The sequence below is a fragment of the Caldalkalibacillus thermarum genome (assembly GCF_014644735.1).
GTDB lineage: Bacteria > Bacillota > Bacilli > Caldalkalibacillales > Caldalkalibacillaceae > Caldalkalibacillus > Caldalkalibacillus thermarum.
The window spans coordinates 1-19272 of record NZ_BMKZ01000007.1; the positions used below are offsets into that span (position 1 = coordinate 1).

Here is a 19272-nt window from a genome sequence, read left to right on the forward strand (position 1 = left end):
CTCTCTTTTTGTCTTTTTTTGCTATATGGTTTTACTTACGTCTTCAAGAAAAAAATAGTCTACCAAGAAACTTAAATTGAGCAAGTTAAAACTTAAAAAATGAAACTTTTTCAGCAATCCCTATTTATGAGCGTTCCAATCAACTGGTCACGTTACCTTCTGCTCCGTTGAAACTAGATTTAGCTCGGCTTACGCCATTAGAGCCAGGCGATGTGTTATGAGATGCGGAGCATCATTGTGACAACAAATCTCCAGTTTAGCCAATGGAATCCTTAATGACTGAGCAAATCATTAGCGCTCAGATATTTTTCTCTATTCGCTATCTGTAAATCCTATATCTCCATTAAATGACAGGCTCATTCTACAAGTATCAAGTAAAGTGCTAAAATGTTAACATAAAAATCGAAGGAACAAGTAGGTAACCTATCCGTGTGCATATCCGATCAGCCTTTTTTCATTTCATGGAGCGGGGGAAAAGATTCGACCTTGGCGCTTTACCATGCCTTGCGGAACAGTGGGAAACCCCGCTTTCTTTTCACCATGTTTGAAGAAAACGGTGTCCGTTCTAGGGCCCACGGGCTCCCGAAACCTTTGTTGGAAAACCAGGCTCAAAGCTTGAAGATACCGCTGGTGACTCGATCAGCTTCATGGACCAGTTATGAGAGCGTCTTTGTTGATCAGTTGCGCCGTTTTAAAGAGCAGGGTGTAAAGGTGGGTGTGTGATGAAAATTATAGCTTTGTGGACTGGTCGATCTTCCATGCATGAAGTTTGCGAAATCGCTTTCTGGTTCGCTAGTATGGTTAATGTGGCTAAACGACTGGGGATGAGGGGGAGCATTCTATATGGCCAAAATGAGGAAGTTGACATCACTGAAAAAGGCGATACTTCTTGCATTCAGCATTCTGGTCTTGACGGGCAGTCTTCTCTATTATTCAAAAGCATATTATCCATCCTTGCCCTTTGACTCCGCAACAAAGCGGGACGTACTTCATGTTCTCAAGCTGGCTGAAGGTAAGTTGGCCAAAGTGACAGAAGAGGACGGATATGAGTGGTATGTAGCTAGACAGGGTGAAGCCTATGAACAACTGCAGGATATGATGACCGACAGAGGATGGCAATTGGTGGAGCAAATGGGTTCTGCTTTTCTATTTAAACGGGGAGAAGCCACTTTGATCATTGAAAGTGAGATGTGGACCCGTTATTATGTACTTTTTCAAATTCCCAGCAGTGTGAGATCATCGCAAACTTAGCGGTATGCTTTATCAATGAAGGTTCGTTGTGTGGTCATCATAAAGCCTTCAACTGTAGATGATCCTATATAAAACGCATTAGCTCTATTTAATTTATCCTTTGGAACTAAATAAGGTAAGACTGAATGTTCAGATAATGTTCTATTTATCATATCAACGATCCCTGCTTTTTGCAGGTGACCGCACATCCAATGACCATGGCGGAAAATCTCTATATTCCCTTCTGTCATTTCCTCTAGCAATGATGCTTCCTCATTTTCTTCATCAAAAAATATCCACTCGCCGTTTGCGAATTCAATCGTTCCATGTATATAAGCGCGTTTTTGCTCGTTTATGCATTGAAGCCGTTGTTCGATATTCAATTTACCTTCCCCTCCTTTATTTCCTGTTTTGTCAAATTGTCTTCCATTTATTCGCATTGCTCTTATAATCGGACAATTCATCGAAATGAGAGGTGCTGCATAAAATGGAATCATGCCAATAGGGAGAATGCATAATGTGATGAAAAGAAAGCGAAAGCGGACAGAGCTATCGATGATCCATGTGGATAGCCAGTGAGTGGATAAACAATCCTACAGCATGTTTCAACGGGAGATAGATTGTTTTGGCCAAGAAAAAGAAAAGGAAGGCGTTCGGAGCATGTCATGTTAAAATGAAACAACTTTTTTGTTATTTATAAAGAAAGGATTGGTTCGTATGTGTGGTATCACCGGTTGGGTTGATTTTCAGCGCGATTTGCGAATAGAAAAAGAGATTATCTTTAAAATGACAGAAACATTAGCGAAACGTGGACCTGACGATACGAATGCCTGGTTTAGCGAACATGCCGCGTTTGGACATAAGCGTCTGATCGTGGTCGACCCAGCAGGCGGCAAACAGCCGATGACAAGAATGAAAAATGGGTATCGTTATACCGTTTGTTATAACGGAGAATTATACAATACTGAAGATATTCGTCAAGAACTATTAAAAAGAGGATATACATTCCAAGGGCATTCGGATACGGAAGTACTATTAAACGCTTATATAGAGTGGAGAGAGGGCTGTGTCGACTATTTTAACGGAATTTTTGCCTTTGCGATTTGGGATGAACAGCGCGAAGAGCTATTTTTAGCGCGGGACCGACTTGGCGTGAAGCCGCTTTTTTATCGGCATGTCCATGATAGTCTTTTGTTTGGTTCGGAAATGAAAGCAATTTTGGCACATCCGGAAGTAAAAGCAGAAGTGGACTATGAAGGACTAGCAGAAGTGTTTGGATTAGGTCCGTCACGGACACCAGGGCATGGCGTGTTTCGCGGAATGAAAGAATTGCGCCCAGCGCATGCTCTAACGTTTTCCCGTAAAGGAATAAAAGTATGGCGCTACTGGAATGTTCAAAGCGATGTGCATAGAGATTCGTTCGGTGAAACGGTAGAAAAACTCCGTTTTCTTCTTATCGATGCTGTTACGCGCCAACTTGTTTCTGATGTGCCTGTTTGTACGTTTTTATCAGGCGGGGTTGATTCCAGTTCCATTACTGCCATTGCGGCAATGGCGTTTGAAAAGGAAGGAAAAGGGCGACTTCATACGTATTCGATTGATTATGAAGGGAACGACCAATATTTCAAAGCAAATGATTTTCAGCCAAATGCCGATGCGCCTTGGATTGAACTAATGTCAAAAACATTCCAAACCGTCCATCATCATTGTGTCATTAGTCAGGAAGAGTTGTTTCATCATTTACAAGAAGCGGTGATCGTCCGTGATGTCCCAGGCATGGCGGATGTGGACTCTTCGTTGCTATGGTTTTGCAAAGAAATAAGAAAAGATTTTGTCGTTAGTTTATCCGGGGAATGTGCGGACGAAATTTTTGGCGGCTACCCATGGTTTCACCGTCCTGACGAATTAGCGCGGAACGGATTCCCTTGGATGCGTTCGACAGAGGCACGGATCGATTTGTTAAAAGAAGATTGGAAAAAGAAATTGCAGCTGGATGGTTATGTACAAAAGCGCTTTGGTGAAACGATCGCGGAGGTTCCAAGACTGGAAGGGGAAAGTGCGGAAGATGCGAAGCGGCGCGAATTGTTTTATTTGAACATGATTTGGTTTATGACAACGCTTTTGGATCGAAAAGACCGCATGAGTATGGGAGCGAGTTTAGAAGTTCGCGTGCCGTTTGCCGATCATCGGTTAGTAGAATATGTTTGGAATATACCTTGGGAGATGAAAATGTACGGCAACCGCGAAAAAGGCATTTTGCGCAAGGCATTGGAAGGAATTTTACCAGAGGAAGTAGTATATCGCAAAAAAAGCCCGTATCCGAAAACCCACCATCCGTTTTATACGAAGCTAGTAAAAAATTGGGTAAAAGAATTATTGCACGACCGCTCATCGATTCTTTATGAATTTTTTGATGCGAAAAAATTAGAAGAGTTGGTGGAAACAGAAGGAAAATCATTCCAAGCGCCTTGGTTTGGACAGTTAATGACAGGACCACAACTATTGGCGTATCTTGGCCAAGTGCATGTTTGGTTCCAAAAATACGGCATTACCATAAAAGAATAAGAGCTGCCTTTGTCGCAGCTCTTTTTGTCTATGCAGTTTCTAAATATGAACAGAAATGATCTTTTTTTAAAAAAAGCTAGATTTTACTTTTTAGATTGTGGATCACGAGCATGGCCTCATCATGCAGAACTCTACGGTAGGCAAGCACACCTTCCTGACGGATCGTTGAACGTTCAATCTCCCCAAGCACCAGAATATCGGATGAGCGTCGGACATGAATCAAGGTCTTATAGTGATGAAGAAGCGATTGCGGATCATTCCATTGACTTAGCATCGTACTTATGATAACTGGGAGATGGAGAAATGGGCATCAGCCACACTCCTTCGACCCCCAATTCTTGTAAATAATCCAGTTTTGCTGTCATACCCTGAATGTCGCCAATTCCATCTCCATCTGAATCGTAAAAGGACATGACGAAAATTTCATAAAAAACGCCATGGGGCCAATGGTCAACAAGTTCCGTGGTTTCCGGAAGTTTCTCGGGAGAATAGACAGCAGAGGATGGAGAACAGCCACTGGCCAATATACCTGAAGTAGCCGGCGTGATTAATATGATTCGTGTAACTTTGGCATGTGTTTTAGCAGATTGGCTATTTCGCCAGATTAGATAATCATCCATATCGAGATATTTCCGACCACTTAAGGTGTCTTTTTTTACTGCCTAATCAGCTATTTTAAGGGACCAGTGGGAAGCGACCGCTTCCCCATATTAATTTGCTCAGGAAAAACCGGAACTGGGCGAACAAGTGGAGTTGGCTATAGGCCCTTTTACCGTTGCCTTAAATATGATTTCCTTTTGTTTACTTTCACACTGAGGACAGGTGACTGCTTCTTTCTGTGAATAGGATACCCATTTTTCATATTCATGCCCGCAGTTCAGACAGCGAAAATCATAGCGTGGCATCTTTCATCACCTCCTGGATGCTGCATCTGAACTTGTCAGTATGTCAAGGTTAAAAAGGGACCAGGTTATAATATTACTCTTTTTTTAAAACAGTAAGTTCCGGAGATACAACCCGCCCCTACGTACAGGATAAAAACGCAACGTCTGTATGTCAACCTTCCCAATAACGTCTGTTTCACCCTCGCTGGATAACAGTGAACACTACTTGCAATTTACATAATACGACACCCCTGCCCAATCCTAACTGAGGAATTCAATAAAAGAACGAAAACCCTTGGCACTGCCTGTTGGCTTGCACAAGGGCTTAAGGGTTCAATCACTTACCCGCTCATAGAACCACTGGCCATCTTTCATAAATTTACGCACTTGTTGCTTGTAGACCAGATACTCCAAGTGAGCGATGGTTTCACCGATAGCAAAGCGCAATTCGTGTTCAGTCAGACCCTGACTAAACAGTTGCTCATTGACTTCGTATACTGTGGCCGGCTGACGGGTGGCTGCCAAGGCCAGATCCAGGCGCTTTTGATGGTGGCTGATGATTTCATCAATGCGTTGCTGGACGTTGGTAAACGGGCTGCCGTGGGAAGGCAGCACTAACTGGATCGGATAGGCTTGTATCTTGTTCAGTGATTGCAAATAACGGGCCAGCGGGTTGGGCTCACCCATGAACCAGTAGGAGATATTGGGTGTGATTTTGGGCAACACATGGTCAGCGGCAATCAAAAGCCCATGCTCACGATTGTAAAAATTAAGCATCCCTTCCGCATGGCCAGGTACGGCAATCACTTCATAGCGGTGGCCGCCCAATTCAAGCTCATCGCCGTCTGCTAAAAAGCGTGTCACTTCTGGGTGGGGGAGCACATAGCGGCTAAAGCCGGTGATATTCTCACTCAGCCGGCGGGCCAGCTCCTTGGACAGACCGCAAGCGAGATAGTGTTGTTCAAACAAAGTTAAACGCTTATGGCTCCAGATCTCCCGGGCCATTTCCTGATCCCGTTTGCTCATCCACACTTCTGCACCGGTTAACGCTTGCAGGCGGCCAGCATAGCCATAATGATCCGGATGGTAATGGGTGATAATAATGCTCCGGATGGGATGCTCTGCCAATACTTTTGCCCAGGCTGCTTCCGCATCAGGGTGATTTAATCCCGTATCAATCACCGTGTAGCCGTGCTCCTCTTTTACCAGCCAGGTATTAACATGATTGAGGCGAAAAGGCAAAGGAATACGATGTAAGCGGATATTTAGCTTCTCCATCTTATTTGTGTCCAAAACTCTTCAGCTCCCTCTCCTGCCATTTACCGTCTATGATAGCATAAACAGAAAAGTTCTACTATTGGGTCTACTATTGGAAACCATCCCGGCTGACACCAAAATCAGAGATATTGGTTGAAGAAGTCTAATGCCTCACGAAACACTTTGATTTCATTCTCCTTCTTATTTTTAAAATTAAAATGGGTTATCGAACCAATTCGTGAGTGTATAAACAGCATAGCTTAACGCTGCACAATTAGGGGCTGCCTCTCAGCTGGGCAGCCCCTTCATAATTTTGGCATCTCTTTACATATTGCTAATCTTCAATATTGTCCCCTTGATTCTTTCCTTGTTCATTTCCCGGAAACTTTCATAAAACTTCTCAATTTCTTTCTGTTTCTGGTAAGCTTCGAAATCATGAATGCTGTATTCCCGGGATTGGGGTTCAACCTCAAATGTTTGCGAGATAAAGGTTTGAATCAAGTGGCGAATCACCTCGCTGGGGGTCAGGTGGTATTCTTCGCAAATCAATTGAAACAGTTCGGCATCATCCTCCGGCAAACGGGCACTCACCGTTATCATTGGGCTTTTGACATATCTATGCTTCATACAGTTTCCCCTCCCATATCATTTTTGGCTAACCACGGTGCAGAGAGCCCCACTGGCTGGTCATAGACCTGTGGTTTGTTTTGTATAGGTATATTCGCACCTGTCTTTGTCGTATCCTTCGATGAAAAAACACTTCTTTTGTCAAATCAAGGCTAACTTTGTTTTATACGCATATAATTAGTAACGTCACATGGCAACGCTGATGTTGGCAGGTCATGGTTAAATACTGCTGGAAAAGGAGGAACGGGATTGGCTGGGTGGAAAGAAACCTTTCAAAGCTTTTGGGACAAACGCAATCGTCACTATCTAAACTTGCAAGCAGGGGGGTTCCCAGAGGAAACAGACATTTCTACCGTGCGCGAACTGGCACGTTGGGAACGGGTCAGAGAGGATTTGCGGGACAGAAAAGTGGAACTTAAGCGCTCAACCAGTAAGATCGAGGTATTGAATGTGGCCGAGGAGAATCCTAATGTCAATATATGGTACCGCGTGGGAGTTAGTTGGGACTTGGAGCAAGAGGGATGCCAGTTTCGTCAATCGTGGATGGAGTCTCGTATCTGCGTGTTGAAAAACAAAAACGGTTGGTGGGTCACGGAGGATAAACAGGTGGAAGAAGAAGGACAGGGGGGGATGAATCTGTCTCCTCCACTGGATGAAGAACCGTTGCTGGCCGGAGCACAGTCTGGCAGCATGCATCAAAGAGCTGAGCAAGGTGAAAGATATACAGATGAGATGTATGAGATGTCTAGAGGGTATAACCGCCACCGGGCAGTTGAATATGCTCACCGTTGGTGGAACAGTTACAACCCGCAATTTAAACACTTTGAAGTAGACTGTACCAATTACGTTTCCCAGTGCTTATGGGCCGGTGGTGCACCTTTGGCCTATTCCCGGGATCGGACCAAAGGCTGGTGGTACCGCTTTGAAACACCGCCAAATTGGAGTTTCAGTTGGGCGGTCGCCCATTCCTTGCGCTGGTATTTGGCTGGCAGCACTTCGGGACTCAGAGCCAGGGAAGTTCAATCGGCCCGCGAATTGGAACCCGGTGATGTGATCTGCTATGACTTTGACGGGGATGGGCGCTGGCAGCACACCACCATCGTGGTGGCCAAAGATGCCCACAACGAGCCGCTGGTCAATGCCCACACCACCAACAGCCAAAACCGCTACTGGACTTACAGAGACTCTTCTGCTTGGACCCCCAACATTCAGTACAAATTTTTTCATATCATCGTTTGACGTGATATCCTATTTAAAAAAGGTGAAACACAGGAGCAGGGCACTTGGATTTTTTACAGGACAAGGATGGTGTATAATGGGGGTGACAGGAGAGGTGAACGACTTTGAGTTTTCATATCGTTTTGTACCAGCCAGAGATACCCTACAATACCGGCAATATCGCCCGAACCTGTGCCGCTACCCAAACACCGTTACACATTATCCGCCCCATGGGGTTTTCCACTGATGACCGGATGTTGAAACGGGCCGGTTGTGATTACTGGCATGCCGTGGAAATTCATTATTACGATTCCCTCGAGGAGTTGCTGTCCAAATACAAAGGACACCGCTTCTTTTTTGTGGAAACTAAAGCCCCGCGCCTGTATACGGATGTTAAGTACCGGGATGGTGACTTTTTTGTTTTTGGCAAGGAAACGAGCGGTATACCGCAGGACATACTGGAGCAACACCGGGACACTTGGGTGCGGATTCCGATGAGCACCGAACATGTCCGATCCCTTAATCTGTCCAACACGGCTGCCATTATGGTTTATGAAGCCTTAAGGCAGGTTTCTTTTTTTGAACTGAAATAGACAGGCTTTTCTCGCGTTGACAAAACAACCCGAAGGAGTTCTGTTCATGGCCAAAGTGATACTGTTTGATCTTGACGGAACATTGCTGCCAATGGATACGGAACAGTTTGTGCACAACTATTTACAGGTTTTAGCGAAGAAAGTGTCTTCCTGCATCGACTCCGCCATATTTATTAAAGCGCTGTGGGCGGCAACGGAAGCCATGATCACCAACTTGGATCCCGACAAAACAAACGAACAGGTGTTTACCGAGACATTTTTGCAACTGACCCAGTTAAACAAAGAGGAGATTTGGCCTGTGTTTGACGAATTTTACAGCCAGGTTTTCCCTGCCTTGTCCCATCTGTGCCAGCCTACACCGCTGGCCGCACAAGTGGTGGAGGAAGCCCTTCAGCAGGGGTATCGGGTGGCTGTGGCCACCAATCCCGTTTTTCCCCGCCAAGCCATTCTTCACCGTTTAACCTGGGCTGGTGTGGATCATATTCCGTTTGAGTTGGTGACGGTTTATGAAGAGTGTTGCTTTACCAAGCCCCACCGCCATTATTATGAATGGATCTGTGAAACACTCCAGGTGCAACCGGAGCAATGTATCATGGTCGGCAATGATATGCAGGAAGATATGTCAGCCAGCCAGGCAGGCATGAAAACGTTTTTAGTGGAGGGATATGTGATTGACCGGGGGCAGCCGCAATATCGTGTCGATGACCGGGGCACCTTGGCCGATTTATATGAAAAACTGAAGGAGCGGAAAGGTCTGTTTGCACCCGCCACTTTTGGCAACTAAAAAAGCAGGGGCTTCGGTGGACGAGGTCCCTGCTTTTAGTGATTAGCGGCCCGTATCCGGTTTATCATTGTACCCGCCAGTGAAGATGGCTGCCAGAAATCCAGCTGTAACTAAAAGGATGATAATCAATCCCATGTTATAGGCCCTCCTAGGTTAAATTCTTCCCTTATTATACTTTGTCAGGCCTCCGAATGCAAAACATGAGCGGCTGGTTCAGCTTGTCTTTAAAAAATTTTCACAAATAACGTTCTGTTGCTGTCAGGGCGTGAGGATTGGCAAAATCACTGCAAAAACGGTATGCTAAAGATGAATCTAAGTCAAGGAGGTAAGGAGCTTGGCTAAGTTGTTTGTTGCGCTGGGAGCTGCTATGGCTTGCTTAGGGGTTGCCTTGGGGGCCTTCGGTGCCCATGGACTGAAGGGAAAACTCTCCCCGGAGATGCTGGAGATTTATCAAACGGGTGTGCAATACCATTTGGTTCATGCGCTGGGGCTCATCTTAGTCGGTGTACTGGTTCATGTTATGCCCTCCAACTTGCTCAACTGGGCGGGTTGGATACTCGCTTTGGGGATTCTCCTTTTTTCCGGCAGTTTGTATGTCTTGAGCATGACAGGAATCACTAAGCTGGGTGCGATTACCCCCATCGGTGGTGTGGCCTTTTTAACCGGCTGGATTTTAGTTGTACTTGCTGCATTGAGATAAGATTTGACCTTTGAATGGAGAGGAGAGGTGGGTATGTTGCAGCAACTGTTTGACCGCTTGCGGGAGATCTATCCCCGGCTGGTTGAATTCCGGCGGGATTTGCACATGTATCCGGAAATCTCCTTTGAAGAAGTGGAAACTCCCAAAAAAATCGCCCGCTTTCTAACAGAACTGGGCCTTGAGGTGAGGACGGGCGTAGGCGGGCGCGGAGTTGTAGGTATTTTGCGGGGCGAAAAGCCAGGCAAAACAGTGGCTTTGAGAGCCGACTTTGATGCTTTGCCCATTCAGGATGAAAAAGAGGTGCCCTACCGCTCCAGAATACCGGGGAAAATGCATGCCTGCGGTCATGATCTGCACACCGCAGCCTTGCTGGGTGTGGCTGCTGTGTTGAGTGAAGTGAAAGAACAACTGGCAGGTACCGTGGTGTTTATACACCAATTTGCTGAAGAATTGGCGCCTGGGGGAGCCAAACCCATGATTGAAGACGGTTGCCTTGATGGGGTAGATGTGATTTACGGCGCCCATGTGTGGGCCGGATTGCCTTATGGCACGGTCGGTTTTTGTGAAGGGTATGCCATGGCTGCAGCTGACGCTTTTGAGATAGAAGTGACCGGCAGGGGCGGGCACGGGGCTCAGCCTCATCTTACTGTAGATCCCTTGGTGACCGCCAGCCAGCTGGTGGTCAATTTGCAGAACATTGTCAGCCGCCGGGTTGATCCGCTGAAGTCAGCGGTGGTTACGGTTGGATCTTTCCATTCTGGAGAGGCCTTTAACGTTATCCCTCATTCTGCCCATCTAAAGGGAACCGTGCGCACCTTTGATGAAGACGTGAGAAGTATGGTGGAGGAATGGATTGGCCAGGTGGTTAAAGGCACTTGTGAGCAAATGGGGGCCACAGCCAAATATGAATATCGCCGCGGTTATCCTGCTTTGTACAATCATGTGGAGGAAACCCGGCGGGTCAAACGGTTGGCCGAGCAATTGTTTGGAACTGGTAAAGTGACGAATATGGAGCCGGTCATGGGCGGGGAAGATTTTGCCTACTATCTGCAAAAGGTACCGGGCACCTTCTTCTTTGTCGGAGGGGGAAACCCGGAGCTGGATGCAGTTTATCCTCATCATCATCCCAAGTTTGATGTGGATGAGCGGGCCATGCTGGTCATTGGACAATTGTTTATCTCCGCTGTATTGGATTATTGGGCTGATGGGAAGCTGAAGGTGGAAGAGAGTTTGAACCGCTTCAAAGCTCAGTAACTTCAACAGATTATTAACTTAACAGCAGGTGGCATTTGTCCACCTGCTTAGTTGATGGATTACAACCTTACTCATGGGAAAAACACCCTTGTATGCTGGATTTGCTGGTATTATTACGACCATCATTGCCAGTTGGTTGGCCAAAGGACATGGCATCAATTTTCGTAAAGCCATTGAGGCCTTAATTGAAGGGGCAAAAGGAACACTTCAAGTGGGGGTTGCTTGTGCGGCGATCGGTATTATTATCGGTGTCGTTAGCATGACCGGACTAGGATCGGTTATGGCGTATAACATTATCAATATTTCAGGTGGAATTCTATGGGTTATCCTGCTCTTGGTGATGATAACTTGTATTGTTTTAAGTATGGGTTTGCCCTCCACTGCACTGTACATTGTTGTGGCTGTAACTGCAGCCCCTGCTCTGGTGGAAGCAGGCGTTCACCCAGTTGCCGCTCACTTCTTTGTATTCTGGTTTGGGGTGCTATCCAACATCACTCCTCCTGTTGCTCTGGCTTCCTATACTGCTGCTGGAATAGCCGGGGCGGATGCCATGAGAACAGGATGGACAGCTTTTTCGTTTAGCATTACCCGGATTTATCATCCCCTTCATGATTGCCTATAATCCGGTTATGGTCATGCAAGGTGCCAACGGTGATTCATTGTCAGTGTTCAAAATTATTCTCACTTTGCTGACAGGCATGGTAGGGGTGTTTGGCTTAAGCTTGCCGATGGCTACATCAAGTTACCCAGAACCGTGGGGCACACGGGGATCGCTCGGTCAACTTCCCATCATGAGATGGGATTACCCGAGAAGCCCCCACCTCTAAGCGTTAGCGCAGGTGGTGGGAGTATGTCAGTGGGTCTGGCCATTGTGGAAAACGCTTACGAAGAAACTGCTGATATTGTTGGAGTGGCGAGGGAAGAGTGGCACGACAAAGAAGAGATATTGCTCAAAAAGGCTAAAGCCATGATGCCCAGCTTGCCGGTCGCACAGATTGATATACTCATCGTTGAAGAAATGGGTAAGATTTACAGCGGGACAGGAATGGACCCCAACATTATCGGCCGCTGGAGAATGGATGATATACCCGAACCTGAAGTGCCTGATGTGAAACGCATTGTCGTCCTTGACTTGGCCCATCAATCATTCGGTAATGCTCAAGGGATTGGGTTAGCCGACTTTACGACTCGCAAGTTATTTGACAAGATCGATCTGCATGCCACCTACACAAATGCCTTGACCAGTACCAACTTACGCCGGGCAATGATCCCGTTCATTTACCCGACAGAGAAGGAAGCTATTGAAGCGGCAGTTAAGAGTTTAGGGCCAGATGTGAATCTTGAATCTTTGAAAGTGGTGCAGATCCCCAACACCTTGCATCTTAAACGAGTTTTAGTCTCCAAACCTGTTCTCGAGGAGATGGATAGAGCGGGTAAGGACTATAAGGTGGTTCGGACATGTACCCTTGATTTTGACCAGCGAAAGGAGTTAGTTAACCGACTTTTGGTTCACAACGGGAGGTGCTGAGATGGCTAAACCCAGCAAGAATAAGGGGGAATTTTCATGCGTTTGGCAACCATTACAGTGAAAAAGACTGGTCATACATGTGCTGCTGTTGTCACCAGTAAAGGATTGTATACGGTGGAAAAAGTAAATGAGAAATGGAATAAAAATTGGGCCACCCAGATTTTTGAAATTATTCAAGAACAGCAGCTTGAAGAGATGAATCAATGGTATCGTCAGGATGGAAGAGAGCTGTTAGAAAACGACCGGGAACATCTCCTTTCACTCGATGAAGTGAAATATGAGCCTTTATATCGTCACCCGCGCAAAATTTGGGGGATTGGGCTTAATTATGTGGAGCATGCTGCTGACTTAAGTGAGAAAGCGCCCAATACAGAACCGGCCAGTTTTATGAAGCCTGATACAACAATAATCGGTCCCCATGATACGATCAAAATTCCCCTTCAATCGGAGCGGACAACGGCCGAAGCGGAATTGGGTATTATCATTGGCAAGCCTTGCAAGGATGTCTCGGAGGAGGATGCTCCCCATGTTATAGCTGGTTTTACCAACATCATTGATATGACAGCAGAAGATATTTTGCAGAAAAATCCTAGATATTTGACACGCTCCAAAAGTTTTGATACTTTCTTCAGTTTCGGACCTCATCTGGTTACTCCAGATGAAGTGGAAGATGTACATAAGCTCTCTGTTGCCACTGTCATTAATGGTCAAATTCATCGACAAAATGTGGTGTCCAATATGACCTTTGGTCCGTGGTACCTTGTTTCCTTCCACTCTAAAGTGATGAGTTTGCTTCCGGGAGATATTATCTCTACAGGTACCCCGGGGGCGGTGCCCATTCGTGACGGCGATGTGGTTGAATGCCATATCGATGGTTTTGAAAAATTGGTTAATCCAGTACAAGATTTGAAAAAGAGGTGATGTAACAATGGATTTAGGTTTCAGCCAACACATATGTGACCGGACAAGCATTACTTGTGGATGGAGGGCTTGTTAAAGCGTTGTAAAATACAGGTCACTTAAATTTCGTTACAATTAAAAATATAGCTAAATAGCAACAGGGGACACTTGGGATCAACCATAGGAAATGGACTTTATCCTATCCTTATCAGAGACGGTTGAAAATTTTTTGTGGGGTATCCCCAGATGGTATGCTATAACCTTTTGAATCGTTAAGCACGGCATTGGCCAGTACTGTTGGCACGGGTAATATGGCCGGAGTGGCGACCGCCATTGCCTTAGGCGGTCCGGGTGCTGTGTTCTGGATGTGGGTGGTCGCCTTCTTGGGTATGATGACCAAGATGGCAGAAGTGACATTGGCCGTCCGGTACCGTCAGAAAACGGAGCAGGGTAGCTATTACGGCGGTCCAATGTACTATATTGAACGAGGGCTCGGGACAAGGAAGTGCCCCTATGGCACATGCAGTGGCTCAAACTGATCATCCTGCACGCCAAGGCTTGTGGGCGCATTTGAAACATTCTTTGATACCATTGTGATTTGTTCCATTTTGTTTGGCGAAAAGGGGGTTAAGATCTCCCGCTGGGTATATGTGATTCCCATTATCTTTGCCGTTGGGCCGGAGCTGAACGTGGTTTGGACTTTAGGCTCAATTGCCTTGGCCGTCATGGCGATCCCTAACCTGCTGGCCTTATTCATGCTAAGAAAAGAGTTTTTCCGGCTAGTGAAAGAGTTCTTTGATCCAAAGAATCAGTGAAAGTCTGTAAATAACCTGGTTTGGCATATCTGGATAGTGAGAGACAAGATGGCACGGACCAAAAACCGTGCTGTCTTTTTTTGGACAAAAATAAACTTTATTCAAGTAGCTACATGTCTATGCATTGCATAGATTAATAATAACCTTTCTCTAAAAAATCACGCTATCATTTTTCGCTGATTCCTGAATATAGTGATAATAAACTGATTAGGGGCAGGGACGCTTATCACCACAGGGAGGGGAGGTCCTGTATGGATATTTTAAAACGTATTGCAGCTCAGAAAGAGAAAGAGGAAAAGCTGCGTTGGGAAGGGACATTTGCCGAGTATTTGAAGATTGTCAAGCAGCAGCCCCATGTGGCCTGTACTGCTCATGCGAGAGTATATAACATGATCAAACATGCTGGGCTGGAAGAGAAAGAAGATGGGACCAAGGAGTATTTGTTCTTCAGCCGTGAATTATATGGGCTAGACAAAGCGATCCAACGTCTGGTGGAAGAGTATTTCCACTCAGCAGCCAAACGTTTGGATGTCAGAAAACGTATTTTGCTCTTGATGGGACCGGTCAGCGGGGGAAAATCGACCATTGTCACCCTGTTGAAAAAAGGATTGGAACAGTTTTCACGCACTGATGAAGGCGCCCTATACGGCATCAAGGGCTGCCCTATGCATGAAGAACCCTTGCACCTGATTCCCCATGAGCTAAGGCCTGAATTTGAACAGGATTATGGGGTCAAAATCGAGGGGGAGTTGTGTCCCGTTTGTCAGCTGAGACTGGAAGAAGAGTATAACGGCCGGGTGGAAGATGTCATTGTAGAGCGGGTTTTTCTGTCCGAATCCAAACGGGTGGGAATAGGGACATTCAGCCCATCCGACCCCAAATCCCAAGATATTGCCGATCTGACGGGGAGCATCGATTTCTCCACCATCACTGAATTTGGTTCAGAATCCGATCCCAGAGCCTACCGTTTTGATGGAGAGTTGAATAAGGCCAACCGGGGACTGATGGAGTTTCAGGAGATGTTGAAGTGTGATGAGAAATTTTTGTGGAATCTGCTCTCCTTAACCCAGGAAGGTAACTTCAAGGCGGGCCGCTTTGCCCTGATCAGTGCTGATGAACTGATTGTGGCCCATACCAACGAAGCAGAGTACCGATCCTTTATCAGCAACAAGAAAAACGAAGCGTTACAATCCCGCATGATTGTGATACCCATTCCCTATAACCTGTCAGTTACCCAAGAAGAGCGAATTTACGAAAAATTGATCAAAGAGAGCGATGTCGCCGATAAACATATTGCCCCTCACACCTTACGTGCAGCTGCCATTTTCTCTATTTTGACCCGCCTTAAAGAATCGAAAAAGAGCGGTGTGGATTTGTTGAAAAAATTGAAGCTGTATGACGGAAAAGAGGTTGACGGATTTAAAGAGACAGATTTGGAAGAATTGCGCAATGAGCACCCGGATGAAGGTATGAGCGGCATTGACCCCCGTTATGTGATTAACCGTATCTCCAGCGCCTTGATCAGCACTGACAAAGATTATATCAACGCCCTGGATGTGTTACGCTCCTTAAAAGAAGGATTAGATACCCACCCGTCGATCACGAAGGAACAGCGGGAAAGATTTCTGAACTTCATCTCTGTGGCCCGCAAGGAGTATGATGAACTGGCCAAAAAAGAGGTGCAAAAAGCGTTTGTTTACTCCTATGAAGAATCAGCCAAAACCTTGCTGGAGAATTACCTGGATAATGTAGAGGCTTACTGCAACTGGCAAAAAATCCGCGATCCCATTACCGGCGAAGAACTGGATCCCGATGAAAAGCTGATGCGCTCCATTGAAGAGCAAATCGGCATCTCTGAAAATGCCAAGAAAGCGTTCCGTGAAGAGATTTTGATCCGCATTTCCGCTTATGCCCGAAAAGGGAAAAAATTTGATTACAATTCCCACGAACGCCTACGCGAGGCCATTCAGAAAAAGTTGTTTGCCGATTTGAAGGATGTTGTTAAAATTACCACCTCATCCAAAACCCCCGATGAAAATCAGTTGAAAAAGATCAATGAAGTCATCAATCGCTTGGTGGAAGAACACGGTTATACCCCTGCTTCAGCCAACGATTTGTTGCGCTATGTGGGCAGCTTGCTCAACCGTTAAACTCCTTGCTTTCGGTGTAGTATCAATGTGAAGCGGCACTTTACTCATACTGGAAAGGAGGGATGATGATGAGCCGCTCCCGTCAGTTTATCGTTTCGCAGGATGACTGGTCGTTGCACCGCAAGGGGTATGAAGACCAGCATCGTCACCAGGAGAAAGTGAAGGAAGCGATTAAAAAAAATTTGGCCGATTTGATTACCGAAGAGAGTATCATTATGTCCAACGGCCGGGAAGTGGTCAAAATCCCGATCCGTTCACTGGATGAGTACCGGTTTCGGTATAACCACCATAAGCAAAAACATGTGGGCCAGGGGGATGGGAAAAGCAAGGTTGGCGATGTGATTGCCAAGGACGGAACCTCGGATCAGGCAGGGCAGGGGCAGGGCGGCGGAGCTGGTGATCAGCCCGGTGTTGATTATTATGAAGCTGAAGTTGATGTGGATCAATTGGAGCAAATTCTTTTTGAAGAGATGGAACTTCCTCATCTGAAGCCGAAAGATCCGGATCAAATTACCGTCGAAGATATCCGTTTCAATGATATTCGCAAAAAAGGCCTGATGGGCAACATCGACAAAAAGCGCACCATCTTGGCCGCTATCCGGCGCAACGCTTTGGCAGGAGAGAAAAACCTTTATAAAATTTCTGTTGATGATTTGCGTTTCAAAACATGGGAAGAGATCATCCAACCGCATTCCAATGCGGTGATCATTGCCATGATGGATACGAGCGGATCGATGGGCCTGTTTGAAAAGTTTTGTGCACGCAGCTTCTTTTTCTGGATGGTTCGTTTCTTGCGTTCCAAATATGAAAAAGTGGAGATGGTCTATATCGCCCACCATACCGAGGCCAAAGAGGTGACGGAAGAAGAGTTTTTCACCAAAGGAGAAAGCGGTGGAACCATCTGTTCCTCCGCTTACAGTAAAGCCCTGGACGTGATCGACAAACGCTTTGATCCCCAAAGGTTTAATATTTATCCGATTCACTTTTCAGATGGGGATAATTTAACCTCAGATAATGAGCGCTGCCTGAAACTGATGCACGAACTCATGGAGCGTTCCAATATGTTCGGCTATGGAGAGGTTAACCAGTACCAGAGACGCTCCACACTCATGTCGGTTTATCAGCATATCCGCGATCCGCGCTTTCGCTATTGTTTAATTCGGGATAAAAGCGATGTGTACGGTGCCCTGAAAACCATGTTTGCCAAAAGTGAAGAAGAGGTGGTCTGAATGACCCCGGAAGAAAAGAAAGAGCTGGAAAGAGCCATAGCAGAGATTACCGAGATTGCTGAAGGGTTTGGCTTGGACTTTTACCCTATGCGCTATGAAATCTGTCCTGCTGATATTATCTATACCTTTGGTGCTTATGGCATGCCCACCCGCTACTCTCATTGGAGTTTTGGAAAATCCTTCCATAAAATGAAATTGCAATATGATCTGGGTTTGAGCAAAATTTATGAACTGGTCATCAACTCTAATCCCTGCTACGCCTTTTTGCTAGAAGGCAACAGTCTGATCCAAAATAAATTAATTGTGGCCCATGTGCTGGCGCACTGCGACTTTTTTAAAAACAATATCCGCTTCTCCAATACGTCCCGGGATATGGTGGAAAGCATGGCGGCCAGTGCGGAACGGATCAGAGCCTATGAGATTGAGTATGGCAAATATGAAGTGGAAAAATTTTTGGATGCCGTACTGGCCATTCAGGAGCATATTGACCCGTCGCTTTTGCGTCCGCGTCTGACTTTGGACCAGCACAAGAAAGGAAAGGAAAAACAGCAGCAGTCAAAACCAAAAAAGAAAGGGATTTATGATGATTTGTGGGCGTTGGAAGAACTGAACAAGAAACCGGAATCTAAACCCCGTTTTTCCAGCCGCAAACGCTTTCCGGAGCAACCTGAAAAAGATTTGATGTTATTTCTGGAGGAACACAGCCCTGAGCTGGAGGACTGGCAGCGCGACATCATGACCATGCTCAGGGAGGAAATGCTCTATTTTTGGCCCCAGCTGGAAACCAAAATCATGAACGAAGGCTGGGCTTCCTACTGGCATGTGCGCATCTTGCGGGAACTTGATTTGTCCGAAGAAGAAGCGATCGAATTCGCAAAACTGAATGCAGCCGTGCTGTCCCCTTCCCGCACGAGCATCAATCCCTATTACCTGGGGTATAAAATGTTTGAAGATATTGAAAAACGCTGGGACAATCCGGCCAAGGAAGAGCAGGAGCGTTACGGACGGAAACCGGGACAAGGACGCAACAAAATATTTGAAGTGCGGGAGATGGACTCGGATATCTCCTTTTTGCGCAACTATTTGACCAAAGAACTGGTGGAAGAACTGGACCTGTATGTGTTTCAGAAGAAGGGGAATGAGTACACCATCACAGATAAAGATTGGGAACAGGTGCGGGACCAGCTGGTGAGCATGCGGGTCAACGGGGGCTTTCCCTATATTATGGTGGAAGATGCCGATTACGGACGCAAAGGGGAGTTGATGCTCAAACATTATTATGAAGGCATCGAGCTGGATCTGAAGTATCTGGAAAAAACATTGCCATATGTGTATCAACTGTGGGGCAGGCCGGTCCATTTACAAACCGTGATCGACAACAAACATGCTTTGTTCAGTTATGACGGCGAGCGAACACACCGGCGTTTTCTCTAACAGGGATTTCTTTAACAAGGTGAGGAAAATCCAGAAAAACAAAACCGCTTATTCCTGCATAGGACGCCTGGTTTGAAAAAATTTCCTATGATAGGAAGGACCTC

19 protein-coding genes and 3 pseudogenes are annotated in these 19272 nt (G+C 46.1%); 17 read left to right on the top strand and 5 right to left on the bottom strand.

Translation table 11 applies throughout. From position 1 onward, the window contains the following. Positions 1 to 429 precede the first annotated feature (429 nt). Together IEW48_RS17600 and IEW48_RS04035 are read left to right on the top strand one after the other, a co-directional pair. Positions 430 to 723 carry a Dph6-related ATP pyrophosphatase gene (locus IEW48_RS17600; protein WP_188622687.1) on the top strand — a complete coding sequence of 98 codons (294 nt, stop codon included), beginning with the start codon at positions 430 to 432 and terminating at the stop codon, positions 721 to 723. A gap of 120 nt (positions 724 to 843) precedes the next feature. Next, a complete protein-coding gene (locus tag IEW48_RS04035; protein WP_188622688.1) occupies positions 844 to 1251 on the top strand; it encodes a hypothetical protein in 408 nt (135 codons plus the stop codon). Positions 1252 to 1400: 149 nt separating this feature from the next. Here the strand turns inward: IEW48_RS04035 and IEW48_RS17605 are convergent. Then, positions 1401 to 1613, bottom strand: a pseudogene (locus tag IEW48_RS17605) (DUF2777 family protein); the annotation flags it as partial. Between the two features lie 334 nt (positions 1614 to 1947). Here IEW48_RS17605 and asnB point away from each other — a divergent pair. Then, positions 1948 to 3795 (top strand): asparagine synthase (glutamine-hydrolyzing), encoded by a 1848-nt coding sequence (gene asnB / locus IEW48_RS04045; RefSeq protein ID WP_188622689.1) that lies wholly within the window; start codon positions 1948 to 1950, stop codon positions 3793 to 3795. Positions 3796 to 4067: 272 nt separating this feature from the next. On the opposite strand, the pseudogene IEW48_RS04050 reads toward asnB, so the two are convergent. From IEW48_RS04050 to IEW48_RS04065, 4 genes and pseudogenes are all read right to left on the bottom strand, one after another. Then, a pseudogene (locus tag IEW48_RS04050) lies at positions 4068 to 4352 on the bottom strand (alpha-amylase family glycosyl hydrolase); the annotation flags it as partial. Between the two features lie 162 nt (positions 4353 to 4514). After that, complete coding sequence (locus tag IEW48_RS17610; RefSeq protein WP_007504725.1) at positions 4515 to 4700, bottom strand: FmdB family zinc ribbon protein; 186 nt, start codon at positions 4698 to 4700, stop codon at positions 4515 to 4517. A 312-nt stretch (positions 4701 to 5012) separates the two neighbouring features. Next, positions 5013 to 5972 (bottom strand): MBL fold metallo-hydrolase, encoded by a 960-nt coding sequence (locus IEW48_RS04060; RefSeq protein ID WP_229703936.1) that lies wholly within the window; start codon positions 5970 to 5972, stop codon positions 5013 to 5015. A gap of 288 nt (positions 5973 to 6260) precedes the next feature. Beyond that, a complete protein-coding gene (locus IEW48_RS04065; protein WP_188622690.1) occupies positions 6261 to 6563 on the bottom strand; it encodes a hypothetical protein in 303 nt (100 codons plus the stop codon). Between the two features lie 249 nt (positions 6564 to 6812). Between IEW48_RS04065 and IEW48_RS04070 the strand changes: the two genes are divergently transcribed. The 14 genes and pseudogenes from IEW48_RS04070 to IEW48_RS04130 all read left to right on the top strand — a co-directional run bounded on the left by IEW48_RS04070 (position 6813) and on the right by IEW48_RS04130 (position 19168). After that, complete coding sequence (locus tag IEW48_RS04070) at positions 6813 to 7802, top strand: amidase domain-containing protein (RefSeq protein WP_229703937.1); 990 nt, start codon at positions 6813 to 6815, stop codon at positions 7800 to 7802. A gap of 104 nt (positions 7803 to 7906) precedes the next feature. Continuing rightward, positions 7907 to 8374 (top strand): tRNA (uridine(34)/cytosine(34)/5-carboxymethylaminomethyluridine(34)-2'-O)-methyltransferase TrmL, encoded by a 468-nt coding sequence (trmL, locus tag IEW48_RS04075; protein ID WP_188622691.1) that lies wholly within the window; start codon positions 7907 to 7909, stop codon positions 8372 to 8374. Between the two features lie 46 nt (positions 8375 to 8420). Continuing rightward, positions 8421 to 9158, top strand: a complete 738-nt coding sequence (locus IEW48_RS04080; RefSeq protein ID WP_188622692.1) for an HAD family hydrolase — start codon at positions 8421 to 8423, stop codon at positions 9156 to 9158. Positions 9159 to 9492: 334 nt separating this feature from the next. Continuing rightward, the gene (locus tag IEW48_RS04085; protein WP_007504737.1) at positions 9493 to 9858 is read left to right on the top strand and encodes a DUF423 domain-containing protein; all 366 of its coding nucleotides are present in this window, start codon (positions 9493 to 9495) and stop codon (positions 9856 to 9858) included. Between the two features lie 33 nt (positions 9859 to 9891). Then, the gene (locus tag IEW48_RS04090) at positions 9892 to 11112 is read left to right on the top strand and encodes a M20 metallopeptidase family protein (protein WP_188622693.1); all 1221 of its coding nucleotides are present in this window, start codon (positions 9892 to 9894) and stop codon (positions 11110 to 11112) included. Between the two features lie 73 nt (positions 11113 to 11185). Continuing rightward, the gene (locus IEW48_RS04095) at positions 11186 to 11734 is read left to right on the top strand and encodes a TRAP transporter large permease subunit (RefSeq protein ID WP_229703938.1); all 549 of its coding nucleotides are present in this window, start codon (positions 11186 to 11188) and stop codon (positions 11732 to 11734) included. A 228-nt stretch (positions 11735 to 11962) separates the two neighbouring features. Continuing rightward, positions 11963 to 12640: a hypothetical protein gene (locus IEW48_RS04100; RefSeq protein WP_188622694.1), complete on the top strand. Its 678-nt coding sequence runs from the start codon at positions 11963 to 11965 to the stop codon at positions 12638 to 12640. A gap of 36 nt (positions 12641 to 12676) precedes the next feature. Next, entirely contained in the window at positions 12677 to 13561 is an 885-nt protein-coding gene (locus IEW48_RS04105) for a fumarylacetoacetate hydrolase family protein (RefSeq protein WP_188622695.1), read from the top strand. 242 nt (positions 13562 to 13803) lie between these two features. Next, positions 13804 to 14043: pseudogene (locus IEW48_RS04110) on the top strand (alanine:cation symporter family protein); the annotation flags it as partial. A 10-nt stretch (positions 14044 to 14053) separates the two neighbouring features. Then, positions 14054 to 14137 (top strand): hypothetical protein, encoded by an 84-nt coding sequence (locus IEW48_RS17615; RefSeq protein ID WP_371874817.1) that lies wholly within the window; start codon positions 14054 to 14056, stop codon positions 14135 to 14137. Continuing rightward, positions 14101 to 14355 carry an alanine:cation symporter family protein gene (locus tag IEW48_RS04115; RefSeq protein WP_188622696.1) on the top strand — a complete coding sequence of 85 codons (255 nt, stop codon included), beginning with the start codon at positions 14101 to 14103 and terminating at the stop codon, positions 14353 to 14355. The genes IEW48_RS17615 and IEW48_RS04115 overlap by 37 nt, the downstream gene beginning before the upstream one ends. Positions 14356 to 14606: 251 nt before the next feature. Beyond that, complete coding sequence (locus tag IEW48_RS04120; protein ID WP_188622697.1) at positions 14607 to 16505, top strand: PrkA family serine protein kinase; 1899 nt, start codon at positions 14607 to 14609, stop codon at positions 16503 to 16505. Positions 16506 to 16573: 68 nt separating this feature from the next. Continuing rightward, the gene (yhbH, locus tag IEW48_RS04125) at positions 16574 to 17734 is read left to right on the top strand and encodes a sporulation protein YhbH (RefSeq protein ID WP_188622698.1); all 1161 of its coding nucleotides are present in this window, start codon (positions 16574 to 16576) and stop codon (positions 17732 to 17734) included. Then, the gene (locus tag IEW48_RS04130) at positions 17735 to 19168 is read left to right on the top strand and encodes a SpoVR family protein (protein ID WP_188622699.1); all 1434 of its coding nucleotides are present in this window, start codon (positions 17735 to 17737) and stop codon (positions 19166 to 19168) included. It abuts the gene before it with no gap. Positions 19169 to 19272 lie beyond the last annotated feature (104 nt).